The organism is Grimontia kaedaensis (assembly GCF_023746615.1).
In the GTDB taxonomy this organism is placed as follows: domain Bacteria; phylum Pseudomonadota; class Gammaproteobacteria; order Enterobacterales; family Vibrionaceae; genus Enterovibrio; species Enterovibrio kaedaensis.
On sequence record NZ_CP082275.1, the window covers coordinates 1,415,593 to 1,436,273 of the forward strand.

A 20,681-nucleotide genomic window follows, 5' to 3' on the forward strand; every position below is an offset into this window, starting at 1 on the left:
TATTTGAAAGCCGAATCAGGACTTCGAACTCTTTAACGCTTTTTTCGCCAGTTCATCGGTCAGCTTGTGCATTTCCGGCATGATACGGTGAACCAAGTGAAGCTGCTGCAGCACCATGCGGGCTGAGCTGCTTTCTTCTTCACGCCAGCGTTCAAGGTGTTTGCCGAGCGCTTCATCCAGACACGGCGTTTTCTCGAAGGATTCGCCTGCCAGCTTGGATACCAGACAATCCAGTTCTTCGTGAATGCCACGGTGCGCTTTGGAAACTAACTCGTGAATGCTGTCGTCGTCCATTTGCATGCGGTGTGCACCCAACGCAGAGATATAGCTCAACATGGCGTGGTTCAAACAAAGGAAACGGAAGCTCTCGTCGGTGGCAGTTCGGTACCGGCCGGGCTCTGCCAGCATATTACTGATAGCAGTCGTAAGCTGTGCATCGCCATTGTGCGCTTCACGACGGGCGACACGGTAAGCCATGTTGTCACGCTTACCAATGCGGTATTGGCCGATGATCTGTGCCAGATAATCACGGTTAGCAGCGACAGAATCTTTCATGATCCCGCGCAGTCGGTGAGCCTGCCAATCCGGCAACACAAAACGCACGGCCAATACGGAAAGGGCGCAGCCAACTAAGGTATCGCCAAGGCGTGGCAGTATCACGGCGTAGCCTTCACCTAATTGGTTAAAACACATCAATACCAGCAGGGTAATAAACGCGGTGGCGGCGGCGTAGTGGGTGGTTCGGAACGCAAAGAACAACACGCCGAACAGTACCATTAATACCAGTTGTCCGGTCAAATCCGGGAACAGGGTCAGCAGCGGTAAACCCACTAACAAACCTATCAAGGTACCGGAAATTCGTTCGGTGAGCTTGCTGCGCGTGGCGGAGTAATTGGCCTGACAGACAAACAGGATCGTCAACAAAATCCAGTAACCGCGTGTGAGGTCAAAGCCTTGAATAATGCCGTAACCTACTGCTAAGGCGAGGCTCAAACGCACACCATGACGGAACAGCAGAGATTTCGGCGTTAACTGGGCGCGAATGCGCGAAAGCTTGTCGCGGAAACCGTGAGCATCATAGTCGGCGATCTCTTTGTCTTCATCCGTTTGTGTGGCATCCGGGTTACTGACGTTGGAAAGCTGGCGCTCGACGGTCGCCAGGTTTCGGAACAGGAAATCGAGCTGTGGCAGTAATGGTGTCCATTCTGGATTGTTCTGCGCTTTCACATACAGCAGGGACTCGTTCAGTTCATCCAGCGCTTTTACGCTCTCTTCGCCGTGTCGGTAAGGCTGTCCTAACGTCAGACATTGAGAAACTTCCAAACAGGCTTTGGATTGCAGGTGTAAAAGTCTCTGTAGGCGGAACAAAACATCGCTGTGGAAGAAGACTTCTGCCAGTTCCTGATAGCGGTAGTGCGAGGAGTTGGCGCGCTCGTGAATATCCTGCGCCAGAAAGTAAATCTTGAGGTATTGACGGTTGCTGTCGCTCAGTCTGCCGCCACGCACACGGTTTAGCAGTGCGGCTTTGGCACTGTTTAGCGCGGTGACAACCAGCGCATTCTCTTTCGCATCACGTAGGCGCAATGGCTGTGGCTTTAAATCTCTACTTGGGTGGAACATCTCTGATTTCTGGTCGAGATAACCGGAAAGGGACTTAAACAGCGCAGCGAGGCTTTGTTGTACTGGCTGGTGCGGCCATAGCAGCAGCCAAATCAGTGAAATAACGCCGTAAAGCGCGGCACCTGCCAGCAGAAGTGAAGGTTGATACCAAAGGTTTTGTGACTCGTGCGCGCCGAGCATGGTGTAAACAGCAATAAGCAAGGATGCAAATGCAATGCTGGCATACCGCGCGCCTATCGCGCCCAACATGATAAAACCGAAGGTTGATGTCATGAGACCGGTAACAAACCACCATGGGTAATCAAAAAGGAGCTCAATGGAGAAGGCGGCGACGGCGAAACAGAAAAGGGTGGTGAGCAGCGCAGAGAGTCTGCCGGAGAAGTTGTCATCTGTTTCTGCCAATGCAGAGGCAATAATGCCAAGAACCAGTGGTGTGATGGCTTCCGATGCGTCATACCACCAACAGGGAAGGGCAACACCCACAAGGGCGATAAACACGCGGACACTGTAGTTAATGCGGCTGTTGGCCCAGTATTCCCTGAATGTAAGAGAAGTTTTCTTTGAAATCATTTCAATGCAGCGTTAAGGCAAGTGTGGGTAGGGGCTGTTAACCACCAAAAGTCAGCAGCCCCTAAGATAGCAGATTAAAGGTGTCATCCAAGGGACGAGATCAAAAACGAAGACTATTTCGCTTGGACAAGACAGGGAAAGCGTTCTTTTGCTTGATTTTCATTCATCTATCTAAACTCTTTGCGTTGTTGGGCTATAAATAACACCTGAAATTGATATGCTGTACATATAGACAGGAAAATAGAATCCAACCATGAAACTCACCGCCTCCAATCTGGCTCAGTGGTTTGTTCAGGGCGATCACTACAGTATCGCGCTGGACGAAAGCCAACTGGTTTTTGAATCCAAACAAATGACGCAAACCGTCCCATTTTCTATTTGGGATGGGCAGTGCCGCGTGTCTCGTGGCCTGGTTTGGGGGCGACTGACTTTCATTGTTTCTCCTGCGGATCGGCCCGCACAGAAAATCACGGTTTATGGTTTGCCCTGGAATCAGGTGCATGAGTTTGCTGAGACGCTCTCTGAGCACTATCAAGCGTGGTTGGGTAAGCAGCAAAACAAGTTCATGCTGGTGGAGCCGGAATTGCTTGCGCTGCGCGATGAGTTACGCGACTTCTCGGGTTTTATGCGATTTGAAGACTTGAAAGTGTGGCAGGAGAAAGCGCAGGAAGTTTTTAAACGGTGCGGTGTGTTGCCGCAAGTGATGGCGACAGCCAATCCTGCGCTTTATCAATCACTCTATGGCTGGCTGCAAAACGGTGAAGCACAGCGCAACGCCAGAAATACTGCATGGCGTGATGAAGAGTTGGAACGTTGGTCAACCTGGTTTGATGGCGTGGAATCGTCACCGTTGAATGACTCACAGCGTAAAGCGGTGTTGATGGACGATAACCACAACTTGCTGTTGGCGGGTGCAGGTTCGGGTAAAACCAGTGTACTGATGGCACGGGCGCAGTATTTGGTTGCCAGTCAGCAAACGGAACCTTCGCGCATTTTAATGTTGGCTTTTGGTAAGAAAGCCAGTGAGGAAATGGCAGAGCGTTTGACAAAAGCGGGTTTAAAGGGCGTGGAAACCTCGACTTTCCATGCCTTTGCGCTCAAGGCAATCAAAGAGATTTCCGGTCAGGACGCTAACATTGCACCGATGGCGACGGATGAAGAAACCAAACACAGCTGGATAACCTTGTGGTTGGCGGAAAACTTCGCACAGCCTGCGGTTGAAAAGCGCTGGCTCAAGCATTTGGCGCAGTGGTCCATCCCGGGTTTATCGGCAGAGCGTCCGCTGGCGGAACAGGCTCACGAGGCTAAGCTGCAAAGATGGTTGTGGCGACTGGTGGATTTGCTCGCGCAACAAAGCCAATCAGTAACCACGATAAAGGCTTCGATCAAAGGTGACGAAAAAGCCGAAAGTGAACTGGCATTGGTTCAGCCAGCGCTGAAAGGCTACCTCGCGGCGCTGAAAGAACAGAATGCTTATGACTTTAACAGCCTGATCAAAGAAGCCACGAAGGTGCTTTCCAGGAAAAGCGAAACCTTTGGGGCGCGATACGACCACATTATGGTCGACGAATATCAGGACATTTCCCCAGCGCGTCTTGCTTTGCTCGAAGCACTTTGCGGCGGCAAACGAAACCGAGTGCCTTCACTGTTTGCAGTGGGGGATGACTGGCAGGCGATTTACCGCTTTGCAGGATCGGATGTCAGCCTGACCACGGGTTTTATGACCCGTTTCCCTTCAGGTGTCATTCGTTATCTTGATACCACTTATCGCTTTAATTCCCAGATTGGTACTGTCGCCAATACCTTTATTCAGGTTGACCCACAGCAACTCAGTAAACCGCTCGACAGTGCACGAGAGCAAAAGAAAAAAGCCGTGCATTTGATGCCCTCGGATGCGATGGAATCGGTATTGGAGAAGCTGGCAAAATTCGCTGGCGACAAACCTACCAGCCTGCTGTTGATGGGGCGTAATAACGCCAACAAACCAGAATCTCTCGGTGAGTGGCAGAGTCAGTATCCGAATCTTTCCATCAGCTATGTCACCGCACATGGCAGTAAAGGTCTTGAGGCGGATTACAGCTTTATTCTGGATGTGGATGATGGCACGTTTCCGGCCAAATCATCGGGAGAAGGATTAGAGTCTGCATTGTTGTCAGTGGAAGGTGAAATGGAGCATGCAGAGGAGAGACGTCTTTTCTACGTTGCTCTGACTCGCGCAAGACATGAGTGCTGGGTGTTCTCGCACCCGGAAAAACCATCTGTATTTGCCAAGGAGTTATGGCAAGGAAATTATCCTGTCACTTCTAAGCTATCAAAGAAAGTGCTTCAGGCGGTTTAAGCCGCCTTCACATCTTCATCTTTGTACTGGTGAGCAATATCGACAAAGGTATGTTCGCAAGTCAGAAATGCATCTACCACGGCAGGGTCAAAGTGGGTGCATCGTCCCTCCAGAATAATCTCTTTGGCTTTTTCATGGCTGAATGCGGGTTTGTAGACGCGTTTAGAAATCAATGCATCGTACACATCAGCCAGCGCCATTAATCGACCCGAAAGCGGGATCTCCTCGCCTGACAATCCTTGCGGATAGCCTGAACCGTCCCATTTTTCATGGTGAGTGGCAGCAATCTCGCGGGCTATGCGCAGGAAAGCAATGCCATCACCACTTTTCTCAGTAATGCCGAGTGCATCTGCGCCCAGTTGGGCGTGGGTTTTCATGATGGTGAATTCTTCGTCTGACAGCTTGCCGGGTTTAAGCAATATTGCGTCAGGAATACCGACTTTACCGACATCGTGAAGCGGCGCTGATTTGTATATCAGATCGATGGTTTCTTCGGTCAGGTAGTTGGAATATTTGGGCTGACGCTTCATCACATCTGCTAAAGCCTTAACGTAGTGTTGAGTGCGCAGAATATGTGCCCCGGTTTCGTTATCCCGCACTTCTGCGAGGGTCGAAAGCCCGACAATGGTTGCGTCCCGCGTGCGATTGATTTCGTCATAGCTGTCTTTGAGATCGCTGAACATCTTATTGGTGTAGTAGGCAATCACGCTCAGCTCACCAGCTTGGTTCAGTGGCACTTTTTCTTCGAAGTTGCCGGATGCTGCTGCGGTCATCGCATTGGTCTGGCGGGTGAGCTGTTCGCTTATCAGCGCTGATCCGTTAAAGGAGATGAGTGCGATGTATGCCAATACTACGCCTGCGACATACATGAATTCTTTCAGAATGCTGTCGATATCAGCAATGGTAACCTGATGTTCTGTGTGCCCAACAAGCCACAGTAAATCTTTGGTCACGACTAAGCCTAACAGCACAGTCACCATGACAGTCAAAAACATCGCGCCAAGGCCAATTTGTCCTGCCAGCGGTTTGATGTTGTCAGGCATTTGATTCTTACTGATGTTGTGTTTGGAAAGGTTACGGGCGTTCGAAATGGCTAAATCGAGATTAATCACAATACCAAGCAGGACCATGCCGAAAATGACCTTGAGATTGCTATCGAGAGGAAAATCGTAAAGTGCGGAGTACCAAGCGGCAAAGCCGATACCCACAATCGCGAATATGCCAACATTGGTTGCCAGACTGGCTTCACCGTGTTTGACGGTGCGGATAATCAGGCGGGCAAAGTAGAGCAGGATAAACACAGTCGCAGTCTGGATGAAAAGTACGGCCGTAGGCAAGGCATCGATAAAAGGGCAGACCCGAGCGCCATATAGGGTGAAAATAATCACGGCTGTGACGTAGTGGAGCACCGCACGGGTTGGCGACTGATAGTGTGTGGTATCTGTCATAAGTCCCTTTGCATTCTGATAGGGTCTGTTGACCTTTGGTGGTTAAGTTTTGTTCTCGCGAAAAGCGTTTTAGGCGCGGCGAGGTGTGTGCCGCCTAGTCATTCTAAGCAAATACACCTCAACAAAGCATAAAACGCTTTTAGCAGAACCCTTCGGGCAGCGTTTAAGGCGACTTTCTCCTGCGTTATCGGCTTCTCATGTAGGCCAGCTAAACATCGATGCCTCTGCCTTGCATAAAGTCGCCGCAAACTGCTGCAAAAATCATCACCAAAGGTCAACAGACCCTAGGTATCTCTAAAATTCTAGTCTTAATAATGAGACCTGTAAGGCGGTGAACTTATTTCACTGATTTTTAACGCCACATTGCATCAAGGTGCGCTCGGCAATCATCTCGGTGATCAGCACATGATAATGAAAAGGGCTTTGTATATTGAAGGCAGTGGTTTCGGGTTGAGTGAGGGCTTTTCCAGTGAGATGACTGAATGCACTGAATACAGATTTGGAAGATTGACCCGTGGCAGCAATACCGAGTTGAGCACAGACTGAAAGATTATTAATGAGCGATAGCTGCATCGTTTTTTCGTTGTCATCCCGCACTGACATGACGGCAAAATAGTTACCTTCCCGGATCCACAGCTCGCCGTTTTTCAGCGGCTGCTTCTCGCCACCTTCTGTCGTGCTCCAAGGTTCATTAAACCCCATCGCTGAAAGTGAACTTTTCATTTGTTCTGAGTCTGGGAATGGCTGACTTTCACCACTTGGTGTGTTTGCGAGCGCCACTGGCCCCAGAAATAAAGTCACGATAAAACACATTGTTGTAGACAAGCGATTAGCCATAAACAACCTCTGAACCGTCGCTTATTTTCACAAAGCTTATGCCTGATTTGGTCGATTAATTTATGCAATCAGGCACAGCGCCCCTTAATGCCAACAACGGCGGGGAGATAAAAACCTTTAGAAATTAATTGATGATGTTGTCACAAAAGAGAATTAAAAGTCGCACTTATGAAGTGGCTTCTTTTGATTGAGTAGTAGGAAAAACCCTTGAATAAACAAGGTGAATTGATAGAAATATCAATGAGGAAATATGCAACTATCACTTTGAAATAATGCGGTCTTTTGCCTATATGTTAATAATGCAATACGCCGTTCAGGCAGTGTTTGTTGCGGCACTGTTGTAAAAATGTCCAACAGTTTTTATCTGCTAGGTCGATAGCAAGGCAAGCGAGTGATACCCAGAGCAACTGAAAGTTCCTCCAACAAGGTGTAATGGGGCTCTTTCTGTTCAAGCAGTATTCGCGGGTTAACAGCCATCCTGTTTTCAGTGTATTTGGTATCTAATCAGAGCAGCATTTCCGGCGAGGATGTTAAATGAATACAAATTCGGCTCAAGCAAAAAAGCCGCCGGCCAAACCAAAAGAAAGAATAATTATGGGGCTTCAAGCCATGGATTTTATCCAGCATGGCACAGAAGCTTCTTTAGAAATTGTGACGCCTCTAGGGCTACGTCTTAACTTCAAAGCTAACTTTATTGGCTTTGATGATCAGCAACATATTTTCTTCACTATGCCTCGTCTTTCGAAAAATGATTATGAAGAGTTTTTCATGCAAGGTTTCAACGTCGATATCGAAGGTATTTCTGAACAGGGTGAAGGGGCATTGGTTCGTTTTAGAACCCGAATAGAGCATGTGGTTTTTCGCCCAATTCAACTTCTGGTGTTTCCTGTACCGCAGCAGGCAAAACTGGTTCTATTGCGTAACGAAGTCCGCTACGAACTGAGACTGCCCGGTGATATTCAGATGTCTAACCGCAAGCTACGGGTGATCCTGACTGACGTGTCGTCAGCGGGTTGTGGTTTCAGCTTTGATGCGATTTCTCCTGAGTTCGATGTGGACACCAAAATCGTTTTAGAGGTGGTTAACAGCACCAGTGGTGATACTTATGCTCTGAGTGGAGCCGTGAAGAACTGCCGTAAAAAGCGGGGTAAACAGAACTACGGTATGGTCTTTGATGAACCCGGAAAGGCGAACTGTCGCCGATTGCTGTCGAACCTGATTTACGACGGTACTAAGTACGTATTCAAGAGTGATAGAAGAGACTAATTACCGGTACGTAATAAGAAAAACATCGCTGAGGCGGTGTTTTTTTATGGCTGAACCCGGTGAAACCTATCGAAAGCTGCAGAAAATATGTCTCACTTATGAATAGACATAAATAGTTGTCTAAACTGACAAAAGATTCCTTTAAATCAGATATCTCCATGATAGACATAAACGCAGACAGTCACTTTGTGACAGCAGCGGTGGTCGCGGCAGAGTTGTATAAAGCACGGGAAATCGCCAACGATATTTCTTTAACGGCGAGCAACGCTAGAGCGCTGGCATTGCGTGCTGGTCAGGGTGCCGCTGGCTTCAGAGCCATTACTGATTTTATCGATCAGTTGGCGGAAACCACAGTAAGAACCTCAGACACCATCAACCTTAAAGCCGTTACTATCAGCCGGCTAGCGACCATATCCGTGCGCCATGAACGGACGATCGTTAGCTTCAGCAAAGCGGCGACAATCAGCAAAGACTCTGCTTATGTTGACAGCATTCAGGCACCGCTTGAAAAGATGAAAACTGAGCATGCGCAACTGAATCGCCAATTTTATCGAGAAGTGTCGTCGCTGTCGGAGTTGCTGGAAAATCTGGCTCGTGAAATCAAAACGGCATCTGTACTGTCTGCTATGTCACGCGTGGAAGCATCACAATCCGGAAGGAAGTTTGAAGAGGGACTCAACGTTGTCGCTGACAACGTTTCTAATGCTGCAGAGCGAATCCAGACACACGTCATGCTGTCTCAGTCGTTGTGTCGTGAACTGGCAGAAGAATACTAATTTAAGGCGTTTAACGCTTCGGAGACAGATCGAATGATCACCAAGGAAATCTATTCTGGGGATACCCACCAATGGTTTATGTTTGGCCGCGACCCTTCGAAACCAGACAAAATCATTGATACCAACCAGTACATGCTCCGAACGCAAAGTAACGCGCTTCTAATGGACCCCGGCGGCATTGAGATTTTTTCGGCCATGCTGGCGTCTGTGGTGAAGCAGGTGCCCATTAATGAGATTGGGCATATCTTTGCATCTCACCAAGACCCGGACATTATCTCTTCGCTCGGACTTTGGGATTCTGCGTTGTCTGGAGCTAAACTCCATGCCCCTTGGCTTTGGGAAGGCTTTGTCCGGCATTTTGGCATGGAGCATATCGAATATGCGCCGATTGTCGATGAAGGTGGCCGCTTGGTATTGAATGGTGTGGAGATACGTTTTGTTCCAGCGCATTACCTGCATTCTTCAGGCAATTTCCATGTTTATGATCCTGTTGCGAAAATTCTGATGAGTGGTGACGTGGGTGCCGCGCTCGAAGCGGACGACGCGCCGATGGAAGTGGAAGATTTTGAAGAGCACATTCCCAAAATGAAAGGCTTTCACCAGCGCTGGATGCCATCTAATGCAGCAAAAAATGATTGGATTCGCCGCGTGAGGGAATTGGAAATAGACATGATGTGCCCACAACATGGTCGGGTTTTCACTGGTGATAACGTCGGTAAGTTTCTGGATTGGTTTGAGCGTCTGGATGTGGGCGTAGCTGTCAAATAGTACCTGTCGGAGATAAATAGCAAAAGGGGTGCCTCGGCACCCTTTTTTAATGTCTATCAAACTGATTAGCTACTCGCTGAATACTAAAAGGAGATTGAGTGCTTCACCAGGGTCGATTTCGTGGCCAGCATCGTCATCAAAGAAACGGTTAAATCCTTCCAGTCGCGGATCATCATTGTTGATGTGGTGAAACCCCATGCTCCATTCTTTGAACTGGCGCTCGACGATAGGCTTTCGCATCATCTCGACGATGGAATAGTGGCGATGATCCTTGCAGATTTTGGTGAACAGCGGCGCAAGAACACTTTCTTCCCCTTCGATCACCTGAATAAAATCCCCGTCTTTGTACAGCAACATCCCGGTCACGCCGAGCTTTTCGTTATTTTTCCGAATGGCTCCAAGCATTTCAGCGAATTCTTCATCAGTAAAAGGGTGTTCGGCGCTGCTGATGTAAACAATTTGCTGTAAGTTATCGCTCATCTCGAACTCCTATCTCCATCGATGAGGTTTGTTTTCTATAAGTATGTATTAACTTAAGATTTTTGCCTTAAAAATGAGAATTCAGTTTTCTGTAGAGACGTAAAGCGTAAGGCTGGAAAGGCCCTGCGCGCTGAGAAAGTTCAGCCAGCGCACCTGATGATGCTGAAGTTTGTCGCCCGGACCTTTTACTTCAACAAATCGGCAGTTGCCGTCTTTCACCATAAACAAATCGGGGTGTCCAGCGCGGTTGGATTTAGTGTCGAACAGGATTCGCTTGATACAAGCGATAACCTGCAATGGTGTTATTGATGATAACGCGGCCTCTATCATGTCACGCTCTGCCCATCCCCAGTTTACCCAATCATTGCTGATACCAAATTTGGCATCGTAAACCGCTAAGAGATCGTACTCTCCTCGTTCAAAGGCCTCGAAACGCTGATCAATCATTTCTCTCCGAGCTTCGGTGAAATCTGAGGTGTACATATCGCGTGGCGAGCGTTGGAATGGGTTAAGGAAAGCGCCGGGAATGGGAGCGAATATGATGTCCCAAAGGAGCAAGCCGAAAAGGGCATTCAGCAAGCTGTTCTCGCAATACCATACTTGCCAGCCTTGCTGGGCGTAATAACGCGCTGATTCCAGCTCTACACGCTCATTAAGTGCGATGGCGATGTGTTCAGAGTCGAATGATTCTCCAATTCTTTCGGGTGAAGGGCAGGCGGTTTTCTTAGCAAGTTGCCTTGCTATACGCGCGGCGACATCTGCTTCGTCTTCATTGATGGGAGAAGCCAACATGGCCTTCACTATGGTCGAGGCTTCCTCAAACCGTTCCTGCTTTATGGCGATGCGTGCCAGCCGCTCTCTAGCTGGTGGAAGTGAGCACTGTAAAAAAAGCGTTTCAGCGGCGGTTTCATCTTTCTGTCTCTCAAAATCCCTTGCCAGTTTGTTAGCTAATCGCTCCCACTTTCGGGTGAGTGGTGGCCAATCTGGTTTCTTTGGCAGTCTTTGACTCACTTTTAATGCAGAAGTGAGTTGTTTTGCTTCTGTATACTCCCAGTACAAATCAGCAAGTGATGACAAGAAAAGCCAGTCAACGATTTGTTCACGCGACGTAAAGAGCCTGTCTTCTAAACGAAGCTGGACTTTTTCAAAGCGGTAAATACCTAAATCGTTGAGAACAAACTGGCTGATATCCTGACGTGAATTGCCAAAGTAAAGCAGTAAAAATAGCGGCAATACATCGTGCTGGAGACATAGAAATCGGGTTGGCAAAGGTAGGATTGCATCCTCACTGTTTTCGATGATTGCGGCGACAATTTCCGGCTTCTTTAGGGAAGCTTTTAAAGGCAGGTGTGCGTAAAGGGCAAGCAGTTCTCCTTTCGTCATCAGGTTCGTCACAACGTCAATCGGCGGGTTGGCCGTATCAGTGAGAAACTCTTCTTCAGATAACGTAGTGATAGCGCTTTCAATATCCGGAATCTCTGGGTAATGAAGCTTGTCGCTGCGAAACCAATTCCCTTTTCTCGTAAGCATTCGAACCAGCAGTAACTGAGCATTTTTCGGCAAAGTTGAAAATGAACGCAACCAGTTCGCCTCTGACTCTGTCAGCAAATCGTTATATCTTTTCGATACTAATTCGACGATGGATAAGAAATTATCCAGATAGTAGTGCGGCGGCAGAACAGGCGGGTTAGTTGGCTGGCTCATGGCTTCCTTGTCGGTTTGAAACGAAAATGATTTTATAGGGACAAACAGTTAGTGAGCATAACACGACTCATTTCAGGGATGCTTTTTCTCTCCATACTTCTCCTAGTATTTCCTGGAAAGACAACCAGCAAAGAACACGCGATTAACAGTACGTTGCCGATCAAAGCTGCAGATTGCTTAATCGTCGATAGCGACAAGAACATTCTGATGATTGATGAAGCGATAAGCGGGCGATACTCGATACCTGGTGGCTCAATTATCGGTGAAGAAACGGCGGAACAAGCCGCAAAGCGCGAAGCTTATGAAGAAACAGGCTTACATGTGAATGTTGGCAAGCAAATCGCCCAGACTTATAACTCTGTTATTTTCGCCTGCAAGCTGGTTTCACCGTCGCCGTACTTTATCGACTCACAAGGACGCAAGGTGCTGATGGCCTGGTCGGCACCGCATTTCGGTAAAGAAGTCACGCGTGTGCTCATGATGCCCAACAACAAGGCGGTGCGAGACAACTATCGTTTCCCTGAACATAAGTGGATGTTCAAAGGTTGGATACCGGAAGTACAGCCGAGTGAGTTTGTATTGTCTGCTGGCGAGCGCTCAGTGCTGACGCCGTTCTACAGGGCGCAACTCATTTGGTTGCAAACTTTGCATGAATGGAAAGCCAAGAGTTCGGGAGTTGAGGCTTTCGTGACCACTACCATTGCGTTGGGGAGTTTGTTCACCCCGTTCCTGTTTCTCGCAACGTTGATCTACATTCGAGCCTACCATGGGCATCGTGCTGCCTTAATATATGGGGCTGGGTTGCTGGCCGTTTCTATCTTTGTGTTGATTTTGACCACTGTGGTGGAATTGCCAAGGCCTTACTTTATCGACCCTGTGTTTGGTGAACAGGACACGCTTGGTTATACGTTGCCAAGTACCATGGTCTCTCTGACAACGTTCTTTTTCTGCTGGCTGCTACTTAACTGGGACAAAGAAGTGTATCCGCAAGGGAGGAAGCGTTTCTCTCTGTTGGGCATGTTTTTTGTCGCTTTCATTAGTGGCAAGGTATTGTTTCAAGGAGAGCATTATCCGTCAGACATGGTCATGGGGTTGCTGATTGGTTTTGGTTTCGCGGTCGGATTTAGGCGGCTCAAAGATTGGCGTTTTGCTAATAGAAAGCGTGCGTTGATATCTGCTCGTTTCTGGCTGATAAGTTTTGTGGCTGTCGCGACCATAGGGATTGCGATTCACAAACCACATATTGTTTATCTCTCAGCATTCTGCCTTGGAACTTACTGTTCGATTTTGTGGCTCAAGGCTTTTCCGTTGTATGTTTCGGCAGTTCGACGCCCGTCAAAGCTGACATTTTTCATGATCTCTCTTGCGGGGGTGTTGGCAATTATCTTGGCGGAGAACGCTATTTCCTCGCGTTATGCGGTGAATACCATCATTGTGGCTGTGAATTGTGCGGCTGCATGGGGTATATCCGTTTGGTTACTTGTGGTGACGCCACGTATTTTTCATCAATTTGTTCGGTGACACGTAAACGATTGCGCAGCGTGTTTTTAAAGGGATTTCTCTTAGGATTAACTCTTTGAAGCAGGTCACACCTGAGGTAAAGTTATGGCAGTCGTTAGTTTATAAGATTGCCAACGATCGTATGGAAATAGATCGTACAAATGGCTTCAGGGAGCAAGATGTTACCAGCACTTACACACCAGCATACGCTCGATCCCATCGTCGGGCGTTTTCTTGATGCTTTAAAAGAGAAAGGTTTCCAGGGTGAGACGGAGACCTTTTATGCCAGCCGCCTTGCAGTCGCAACCGATAACTCGGTCTACCAGCTTCTTCCTCAGGCGGTGGTTTTTCCCACTTCAACGCAAGACTTAACGCTGTTAGGCGAGGTCTGCAAAGATGCCGACTTCGCTGAGATTAAATTCTCTGCTCGTGGCGGCGGTACAGGCACCAATGGGCAGTCACTAACTCAACATATCGTTGTCGATATGTCGCGTCATATGCGTAAAATCCTTGAAATTAACCCTGATGAGGGTTGGGTGCGCGTGCAGGCCGGTGTTGTCAAAGATGCTCTGAACGATGCGCTTCGTCCGCACGGCTTTTTCTTCTCGCCTGATCTTTCGACCAGTAACCGCGCCACAGTGGGTGGCATGGTCAACACAGATGCATCAGGTCAGGGTTCATTGCGCTACGGTAAAACCTCAGACCACGTTCTGGCACTGAAAGCGGTGCTGGCAGATGGTTCAGTATTGGATACCGAACCCCAGTCTATGGCAGATGTGACGGGTAACACCCGTGATGATTACGCAGGGGAAGCACTGCGCCGCGTGGCGGAAATCTGCCAAAGCAAACGTGCGGAAATCGACGCAAAATTCCCGCCACTGAACCGATTCCTGACAGGCTACGATCTGAAAAATGCGTACCAGCCTGAGACTGAAACTTTCGACATGGCACGTGTGCTTTGTGGTGCGGAAGGTTCTCTGGCATTTATCACCGAAGCCAAACTTAATATCACGCCAATCCCTAAAGCCCGTACTTTGGTTAACGTGAAGTACGATAGCTTCGACTCAGCACTTCGCAGTGCGCCTGTGATGGTTGAAGCGAATGCCTTGTCCGTTGAAACGGTGGATTCTCGCGTATTGAATTTGGCACGTGAAGATATCGTGTGGAACACGGTGAAAGACCTGCTGACGGACGTTCCTGGCAAGGATATGCAGGGCATCAATATCGTCGAGTTTGCTGGTAATGATGTAGAGGAAATCGACGCACAAATCGCCTCACTGTGTGAGCGTTTGGATGTGTTGGTCGAAGCCGGTGATAAAGGCGTGATTGGCTATCAAGTCTGTAACGACCTGGCCTCTATCAACAAAATCTACAATATGCGCAAGAAGGCCGTTGGCCTGCTCGGAGCTGCCAAAGGTGCTGCGAAGCCAGTTGCCTTTACGGAAGACACTTGTGTGCCGCCTGAAAACCTCGCGGACTTTATTGTCGAATTCCGAACCTTATTGGATAGCCATAACCTCAACTACGGCATGTTCGGTCATGTTGATGCAGGTGTATTGCACGTTCGTCCTGCGCTTGATTTGTGTGACCCTGAGCAAGAGCGTCTGATGAAGACGATTTCCGATCAGGTTGTGGCGCTGGTGGCGAAATACGGCGGCCTGATGTGGGGTGAGCACGGTAAAGGTTTCCGCTCTGAATACGGTCCAGAGTTTTTTGGTGAGGAGCTTTTCAACGAGCTGCGTAAAGTCAAAGCGGCGTTTGACCCTCACAACCGCATGAACCCAGGGAAGATTTGTACGCCAATCGACAGCAGCGATTCGCTGGTAAAAGTGGATGATGAAAAGCGCGGAACCTTAGACCGCCAAATCCCAATTACCGTGCGTGACAGCTTTAAGCAGGCGATGGAATGTAACGGTAACGGCTTGTGTTTCAACTACGACACCAGCTCGCCAATGTGTCCGTCGATGAAGATCAGCTATGACCGTCGTCATTCGCCAAAAGGGCGTGCGGGCATCGTGCGTGAGTGGCTGCGTCTGCTCGCAGAGCAGGGTGTTGACCCAATCACCATGGAAAAAGAACTGATGGAGAAAACGCCGTCAGTTCGCCAAATCTTCGCGCGATTCAAGAACACCTGGCTTTCAAACAAAGATGACTACGATTTCTCTCACGAAGTGATGGAAGCGATGAATGGTTGTTTGGCATGTAAAGCCTGTGCGACTCAGTGTCCTATCAAGGTTGATGTGCCGAGTTTCCGTTCGCGCTTTATCAATCTCTACTACAGCCGCTATCAGCGTCCTGCGAAGGACTATCTGGTGGCAAATATCGAAGGCATGCTGCCTTGGATGGCGAAAGCGCCTGTGATTGTCAATGCCTTCACTCAACCTAAATGGGCGCAGTCTGTCACTGAGAAAGCCATTGGGTATGTGGATACGCCTGCGTTGTCCGTACCTACCTTGTTGGAATCACTGGACGGTCACCATGCCACCAAGTTTGACTTGGATTGGCTAAAGGCTCTGAGCGAGGAAGAGCGCTCCCGCTATGTTCTGATTGTTCAGGACCCGTTTACCAGCTTCTATGAAGCGGATGTGGTGAAGGATCTGGTGACGCTGGTTGAGAAGCTGGGTAAGAAGCCAATGCTGGTACCGTTTAAACCAAACGGCAAAGCGCAACATATCAAAGGCTTCCTTAAGAAGTTCGCTAAGACGGCCCGTAACACTGCTGATTTCTTGAACCAATTGGCAGCCTTGGATGTGCCAATGGTGGGTGTCGATCCAGCGCTGGTACTTTGCTACCGCGATGAATACAACGAGATTCTTGGCGATAGCCGTGGTGACTTTCAGGTGCAGACGGCGCATGAGTGGCTGCTGAATGTGATTGCTGAAGTTCCAGAAAAAGAGAGCCCAGACAAAGATGCTTGGTATCTCTTTGCGCATTGTACCGAAAAAACCAAGATGCCGAATGCGGAAGCAGAGTGGGGCAAAATCTTCCATCACTTTGGCGGTAAGCTTGAGGCTGTAGCTGTGGGTTGTTGTGGTATGGCAGGTACTTACGGCCATGAATCGGACAAGCTGGAAAATTCGAAAGGCATTTTCGGTTTGAGCTGGAAACCACGCCTTGAATCTTTGCCACCTTCGCGCTGTATGGCGACAGGTTATTCATGCCGTAGCCAGGTGAAACGCTTCGAGAGCAAGAAGCTACAGCACCCGGTTCAGGTGTTGGTGAATCTGGTTTAATCCAAATTAAGCGTGAACAACAAGGGAGCCATAATGGCTCCCTTGTCTTTTTGAATAAGCGTTAAATCCTCAAACGTCTTAATTATTAGGCGAGGTGCATATGGGTAGCTGATAGTCTGATTGATAGACATTCCATACAAATGGAAAGGAGTCAGGCATGAGCACACTTCAGCCACATGTGACGTTCCATGGTGTTTGTAGAGATGCGCTGGGCTTTTATAGTCATGCGCTCAATGGAGAAATCAAAACACTCTCAACATTCAATGACTCTCCGGTGGAGTTTCCGAATCATCTGTTGTCCCGGGTGATGCATGCGGAGTTTGCTTCACCAGAGGTATGCTTTTTTGCTTCTGATGGGCTAGACGATTCTTTGGCTCAAGGGTCGGGAGATGTCGCTTTTCATGTCAGTTTTGAGGATGAAAAAAGGCAGAATGAAGTCTTTATGGCGCTTTCTGAAATGGGGCAGATTGTGATGCCACTGGACTACACCTTTTGGAAAGTGCGGTTTGGGATGGTGACAGATAAGTATGGTATCCGATGGATGCTGAGTTGTCCCACAGAACACGTATAGAACAAAGCCCCGAATTGTCGGGGCTTTATTATCATTCGTATTTGTTAATTAGTCTTCATTTGGGCTCAGCCAGCGATAAACCACACCGGCGATAAAGGCACCAATCAATGGGGCAACCCAGAACATCCAGAGTTGTGCCATTGCCCAGTCACCAACAAGCAGTGCAGGCCCCGTGCTTCGTGCAGGGTTCACTGAAGTATTGGTGATTGGAATACTGATAAGGTGGATAAGAGTCAGTGCCAGACCAATCGCCAATCCAGCCATCCCCGGGTTGGCAAGCTTGTGGGTAGCGCCCATGATGACAATCAGGAACATAAAGGTCATCAGCACTTCAGTGACAAAGCCGGAAAGCATGTCGTAACCGCCAGGTGAGTGATCACCATATCCATTCGATGCCAAGCCCCCCGCTAAGTCAAAACCAGGTGCGCCGCTGGCAATAATATAAACAACATACGCGCCCACAATACCGCCTGCGACCTGAACTAACATGTAAGGAATCAGTTCTGCGGTAGGAAAGCGTCCACCTGCCCATAGGCCAAATGAAACCGCTGGGTTGAGGTGACAACCGGAAATATGGCCAATGGCATAGGCCATGGTCACAACGGTCAAACCGAAGGCGAGGGCGACGCCTAAGAAGCCGATACCAAGTTCCGGAAAAGCGGCTGCGAATACAGCACTACCGCAACCCCCAAGCACCAACCAAAAGGTGCCAATAAATTCTGCTGTCAATTTCTTCAACATTTCACGATCTCCCTAGTTGTATTTAGGACGGCACGTGAGAAAACCAGACTCATGACTATCTTGCCATCTGAGCTATTTAGATCTGGGTAAACGCTTAAAAGTAGCACTCTATGCTTTATTTAGAGTGTTATTCATAATTTGATACCCCAACGTGCCATCAAACGTACCTATGACCTGTATGCTGGTTCGAGTGTCACAATTCAGCGGCTTCAAGCGTGGCCTCATTTACAATTGGGTAGTTGTTACGCTGGGAACTGATATGTGTTAGCTTTAAAAATCAAATGGATGGTTGTAAGAGACGATCTGAACTATCTCATTAAGAGGTATCAGAATGATTAAAATTGGATTTATTGTTGGCCTGATCATTATTGGCGTTTTGGTTGCCAAGTTCCTCGATGAAAAGTCCCAGAAGAAGTTTTTGATTGGCGCTGTTTCTACAGTCGCATTGGCTGTGGTGTTGTTGGTGCTTTCAGAATTAACGCGTTAAACGTTAAACCGAATAAAAAAAGCGAACCTGATGGTTCGCTTTTTTTGTTAGAAGATTATCTCACCGCCTGACGGCTTCTGTTGCCGGCAGGGCGTTTCTTTCCACCTTGTGCTGGTTTACCGCCAGCATTTGAATGTGCTTTTGGCTTACCACCTTGTGGCGTTGCTTTGCCATTGGTTGGTTTTTTGCCTGCTGGTTTGCCGCTACGCTGGTTAGGTTTACGAATATCTGGCTGGTTCGGGTGTTTAGTTGCAAAGCGTTTAGCGCCATGACGGCTTGAACCACGGCGTTGTGCGGGTGTCATTTCCGCTTCTGTGCCTTCACGAGGGACCAAACAACCCGGACGGTCGCCAATCAGGTGACGTTTACCCATGCTGATCAACGCTTCACGCAGCAGAGGCCAGTTCGCTGGATCGTGGTAACGCAGGAAAGCTTTGTGCAGACGGCGCTGACGCTCTCCTTTCGCTACGAACAAATCGTCACGCTTCTTATACTTCACGCGTTTCAGCGGGTTGGCTTCCGAATGGTACATCGCTGTCGCATTACACATAGGTGATGGGTAGAAGTTCTGTACCTGATCACAACGGAAATCATTTTCTTTGAGCCACAGTGCCAGATTCATCATGTCTTCGTCAGTACAACCTGGGTGAGCCGCGATGAAGTAAGGGATGAGATACTGCTTCTTACCCGCTTCTTTCGAGTATTTCTCGAACAGTTCTTTAAAGCGGTCGTAGGCACCCATGCCTGGCTTCATCATCAGATCCAGTGTGCCTTTCTCTGTGTGCTCAGGTGCGATTTTCAGGTATCCACCCACGTGGTGTGTCACCAACTCTTTCACATACTCTGGTGATTCAATCGCCAGGTCATAACGAACACCGGATGCGATAACCACTTTCTTCACGCCTTCAAGCTCACGCGCTTCGCGGTAGAGGTCGATCGTGTGTTTGTGGTCAGTGTCCAGCTTTTCACAGATTTTCGGGAACACACAGGAAGGACGACGACAGTTTTTCTCTGCGCGTGGGTCTGAACAGCCCAAGCGGTACATGTTTGCGGTTGGGCCACCCAAGTCAGAAATCACACCAGTAAAGCCCGGCACTTTTTCTTTAATTTCTTTAATTTCGTTGAGGATGGAATCCTTTGAACGGTTCTGGATGATGCGGCCTTCGTGTTCGGTAATCGAACAGAAAGAACAACCACCAAAACAACCACGCATGATGTTGACTGAGGTTTTGATCATCTCATACGCGGGGATTTTCGCATCGCCATAGCTAGGGTGAGGAACACGCGCAAACGGCAGGCCGAATACATAGTCCATTTCTTCTGTTGTCAGAGGAATGGGTGGCGTGTTGACCCAAAGTTCACGCTCACCGTGCTTTTGCACCAGCGCACGTGCGGAATAAGGGTTGGTTTCCAAATGCATCACGCGGCTTGCATGCGCATACAGAATACGGTCGTTTAGGAGTTTTTCGTATGAAGGCAGACGAACGAAGCTATTTTCCGCATCATGGCGGGAAGGACGAACCATCACAGGCTTAGGCGCTTCTTCTTTTACGTCGCCCTTGTCAGTCGCGCAGGCCGTTTCCGTTACATACGGGTTTGGCATCACCATGGCTTTGCCTGGCTTGTCGATGCGTGAACTGTCGATTTCCTTCATGTCTTCCGGCACTTTTTTCAGCATCACTGCGGTGCCAGGAATACGGGTCATATCTGCGATATTTTCGCCACGAGAAAGGCGGTGCGCCACGTCAACCAGCGCACGCTCGGCGTTACCGAACAATAAAATGTCAGCTTTGGCGTCGCACAGTACTGAACGACGAACTTTATCTGACCAGTAATCGTAATGCGCAAGACGACGAAGACTGGCTTCGATACCGCCCAATACAATAGGAGTCTCTTTGTACGCTTCTTTACAGCGTTGCGAGTAAACGAGCACGGCACGATCTGGACGCTTACCGCCCGCGTTACCTGCCGTGTAAGCATCGTCATGACGAGGTTTACGGTCAGCAGTGTAGCGATTAATCATGGAATCCATGTTGCCGGCTGTTATACCGAAGAAGAGGTTAGGCTGGCCAAGTGCCATAAAGGCTTTTTTATCCTGCCATTCTGGCTGCGAGATAATGCCTACACGGAAGCCTTGCGCTTCAAGTGTACGACCGATAACCGCCATACCAAAGCTAGGGTGATCGACATAAGCATCGCCAGTGACAATGATGATGTCACAGCTATCCCAGCCGAGCATGTCCATTTCTTGTCTGCTGGTCGGCAGAAAAGGAGCAGGACCAAAACACTCAGCCCAGTATTTTGGGTAGTCTCGTATATCTTTGAAAGTTCTCATTTTAATT

At 48.7% G+C, this 20,681-nt stretch carries 15 protein-coding genes; 8 read left to right on the forward strand and 7 right to left on the reverse strand.

Annotated elements, in window-relative coordinates; translation table 11 throughout:
- Window positions 1–15: 15 nt before the first annotated feature.
- Complete coding sequence (gene yccS, locus K6Q96_RS06595; protein WP_251878834.1) at window positions 16–2,190, reverse strand: YccS family putative transporter; 2,175 nt, start codon at window positions 2,188–2,190, stop codon at window positions 16–18.
- Window positions 2,191–2,443: 253 nt separating this feature from the next.
- Between yccS and helD the strand changes: the two genes are divergently transcribed.
- Window positions 2,444–4,528, forward strand: coding sequence for a DNA helicase IV (gene helD, locus K6Q96_RS06600; protein ID WP_251878836.1), 2,085 nt, complete (start codon window positions 2,444–2,446; stop codon window positions 4,526–4,528).
- Here helD and K6Q96_RS06605 read toward each other — a convergent pair.
- Window positions 4,525–5,976 carry an HD domain-containing phosphohydrolase gene (locus K6Q96_RS06605; RefSeq protein ID WP_251878838.1) on the reverse strand — a complete coding sequence of 484 codons (1,452 nt, stop codon included), beginning with the start codon at window positions 5,974–5,976 and terminating at the stop codon, window positions 4,525–4,527. The genes helD and K6Q96_RS06605 overlap by 4 nt on opposite strands.
- A gap of 342 nt (window positions 5,977–6,318) precedes the next feature.
- Window positions 6,319–6,813, reverse strand: a complete 495-nt coding sequence (locus tag K6Q96_RS06610) for a hypothetical protein (RefSeq protein WP_251878840.1) — start codon at window positions 6,811–6,813, stop codon at window positions 6,319–6,321.
- A 534-nt stretch (window positions 6,814–7,347) separates the two neighbouring features.
- On the opposite strand from K6Q96_RS06610, the gene K6Q96_RS06615 reads away from it, so the two are divergent.
- The 3 genes from K6Q96_RS06615 to K6Q96_RS06625 all read left to right on the forward strand — a co-directional run bounded on the left by K6Q96_RS06615 (window position 7,348) and on the right by K6Q96_RS06625 (window position 9,623).
- The gene (locus K6Q96_RS06615; protein WP_353621779.1) at window positions 7,348–8,079 is read left to right on the forward strand and encodes a PilZ domain-containing protein; all 732 of its coding nucleotides are present in this window, start codon (window positions 7,348–7,350) and stop codon (window positions 8,077–8,079) included.
- Window positions 8,080–8,237: 158 nt separating this feature from the next.
- The gene (locus tag K6Q96_RS06620) at window positions 8,238–8,855 is read left to right on the forward strand and encodes a chemotaxis protein (protein WP_251878844.1); all 618 of its coding nucleotides are present in this window, start codon (window positions 8,238–8,240) and stop codon (window positions 8,853–8,855) included.
- A gap of 33 nt (window positions 8,856–8,888) precedes the next feature.
- Window positions 8,889–9,623: an oxygen-binding di-iron domain-containing protein gene (locus K6Q96_RS06625; RefSeq protein ID WP_251878846.1), complete on the forward strand. Its 735-nt coding sequence runs from the start codon at window positions 8,889–8,891 to the stop codon at window positions 9,621–9,623.
- Between the two features lie 69 nt (window positions 9,624–9,692).
- Here K6Q96_RS06625 and K6Q96_RS06630 read toward each other — a convergent pair whose 3' ends face one another.
- Both K6Q96_RS06630 and K6Q96_RS06635 read right to left on the reverse strand, forming a co-directional pair.
- A complete protein-coding gene (locus tag K6Q96_RS06630) occupies window positions 9,693–10,103 on the reverse strand; it encodes a BLUF domain-containing protein (RefSeq protein ID WP_251878848.1) in 411 nt (136 codons plus the stop codon).
- 81 nt (window positions 10,104–10,184) lie between these two features.
- Window positions 10,185–11,807, reverse strand: a complete 1,623-nt coding sequence (locus K6Q96_RS06635) for a VRR-NUC domain-containing protein (RefSeq protein ID WP_251878850.1) — start codon at window positions 11,805–11,807, stop codon at window positions 10,185–10,187.
- Window positions 11,808–11,858: 51 nt separating this feature from the next.
- Between K6Q96_RS06635 and K6Q96_RS06640 the strand changes: the two genes are divergently transcribed.
- The 3 genes from K6Q96_RS06640 to K6Q96_RS06650 all read left to right on the forward strand — a co-directional run bounded on the left by K6Q96_RS06640 (window position 11,859) and on the right by K6Q96_RS06650 (window position 17,111).
- Window positions 11,859–13,328, forward strand: coding sequence for a bifunctional NUDIX hydrolase/phosphatase PAP2 family protein (locus K6Q96_RS06640; protein WP_251878853.1), 1,470 nt, complete (start codon window positions 11,859–11,861; stop codon window positions 13,326–13,328).
- A gap of 158 nt (window positions 13,329–13,486) precedes the next feature.
- On the forward strand, window positions 13,487–16,540 hold the full coding sequence (gene ydiJ, locus K6Q96_RS06645; protein WP_251878855.1) for a D-2-hydroxyglutarate dehydrogenase YdiJ: 3,054 nt from the start codon (window positions 13,487–13,489) through the stop codon (window positions 16,538–16,540).
- 157 nt (window positions 16,541–16,697) lie between these two features.
- Window positions 16,698–17,111 carry a VOC family protein gene (locus tag K6Q96_RS06650; RefSeq protein ID WP_251878856.1) on the forward strand — a complete coding sequence of 138 codons (414 nt, stop codon included), beginning with the start codon at window positions 16,698–16,700 and terminating at the stop codon, window positions 17,109–17,111.
- 48 nt (window positions 17,112–17,159) lie between these two features.
- Here K6Q96_RS06650 and aqpZ read toward each other — a convergent pair whose 3' ends face one another.
- Entirely contained in the window at window positions 17,160–17,849 is a 690-nt protein-coding gene (aqpZ, locus tag K6Q96_RS06655) for an aquaporin Z (protein WP_434802165.1), read from the reverse strand.
- A gap of 334 nt (window positions 17,850–18,183) precedes the next feature.
- Between aqpZ and K6Q96_RS06660 the strand changes: the two genes are divergently transcribed.
- The gene (locus K6Q96_RS06660; protein ID WP_251878860.1) at window positions 18,184–18,339 is read left to right on the forward strand and encodes a YhcB family protein; all 156 of its coding nucleotides are present in this window, start codon (window positions 18,184–18,186) and stop codon (window positions 18,337–18,339) included.
- Between the two features lie 55 nt (window positions 18,340–18,394).
- Here the strand turns inward: K6Q96_RS06660 and K6Q96_RS06665 are convergent, their stop codons facing one another.
- Entirely contained in the window at window positions 18,395–20,674 is a 2,280-nt protein-coding gene (locus K6Q96_RS06665) for a YgiQ family radical SAM protein (RefSeq protein WP_251878862.1), read from the reverse strand.
- Between the last annotated feature and the right edge of the window lie 7 nt (window positions 20,675–20,681).

Coding starts and splice junctions, on each gene's coding strand:
- helD (WP_251878836.1), top strand. CDS start 2,444: ATGAAACTCACCGCCTCCAATCTGGCTCAGTGGTTTGTTCAGGGCGAT.
- K6Q96_RS06660 (WP_251878860.1), top strand. CDS start 18,184: ATGATTAAAATTGGATTTATTGTTGGCCTGATCATTATTGGCGTTTTG.
- ydiJ (WP_251878855.1), top strand. CDS start 13,487: ATGTTACCAGCACTTACACACCAGCATACGCTCGATCCCATCGTCGGG.
- K6Q96_RS06650 (WP_251878856.1), top strand. CDS start 16,698: ATGAGCACACTTCAGCCACATGTGACGTTCCATGGTGTTTGTAGAGAT.
- K6Q96_RS06630 (WP_251878848.1), bottom strand. CDS start 10,103: ATGAGCGATAACTTACAGCAAATTGTTTACATCAGCAGCGCCGAACAC.
- K6Q96_RS06610 (WP_251878840.1), bottom strand. CDS start 6,813: ATGGCTAATCGCTTGTCTACAACAATGTGTTTTATCGTGACTTTATTT.
- K6Q96_RS06635 (WP_251878850.1), bottom strand. CDS start 11,807: ATGAGCCAGCCAACTAACCCGCCTGTTCTGCCGCCGCACTACTATCTG.
- K6Q96_RS06615 (WP_353621779.1), top strand. CDS start 7,348: ATGAATACAAATTCGGCTCAAGCAAAAAAGCCGCCGGCCAAACCAAAA.
- yccS (WP_251878834.1), bottom strand. CDS start 2,190: ATGATTTCAAAGAAAACTTCTCTTACATTCAGGGAATACTGGGCCAAC.
- K6Q96_RS06620 (WP_251878844.1), top strand. CDS start 8,238: ATGATAGACATAAACGCAGACAGTCACTTTGTGACAGCAGCGGTGGTC.
- K6Q96_RS06665 (WP_251878862.1), bottom strand. CDS start 20,674: ATGAGAACTTTCAAAGATATACGAGACTACCCAAAATACTGGGCTGAG.
- K6Q96_RS06625 (WP_251878846.1), top strand. CDS start 8,889: ATGATCACCAAGGAAATCTATTCTGGGGATACCCACCAATGGTTTATG.
- K6Q96_RS06605 (WP_251878838.1), bottom strand. CDS start 5,976: ATGACAGATACCACACACTATCAGTCGCCAACCCGTGCGGTGCTCCAC.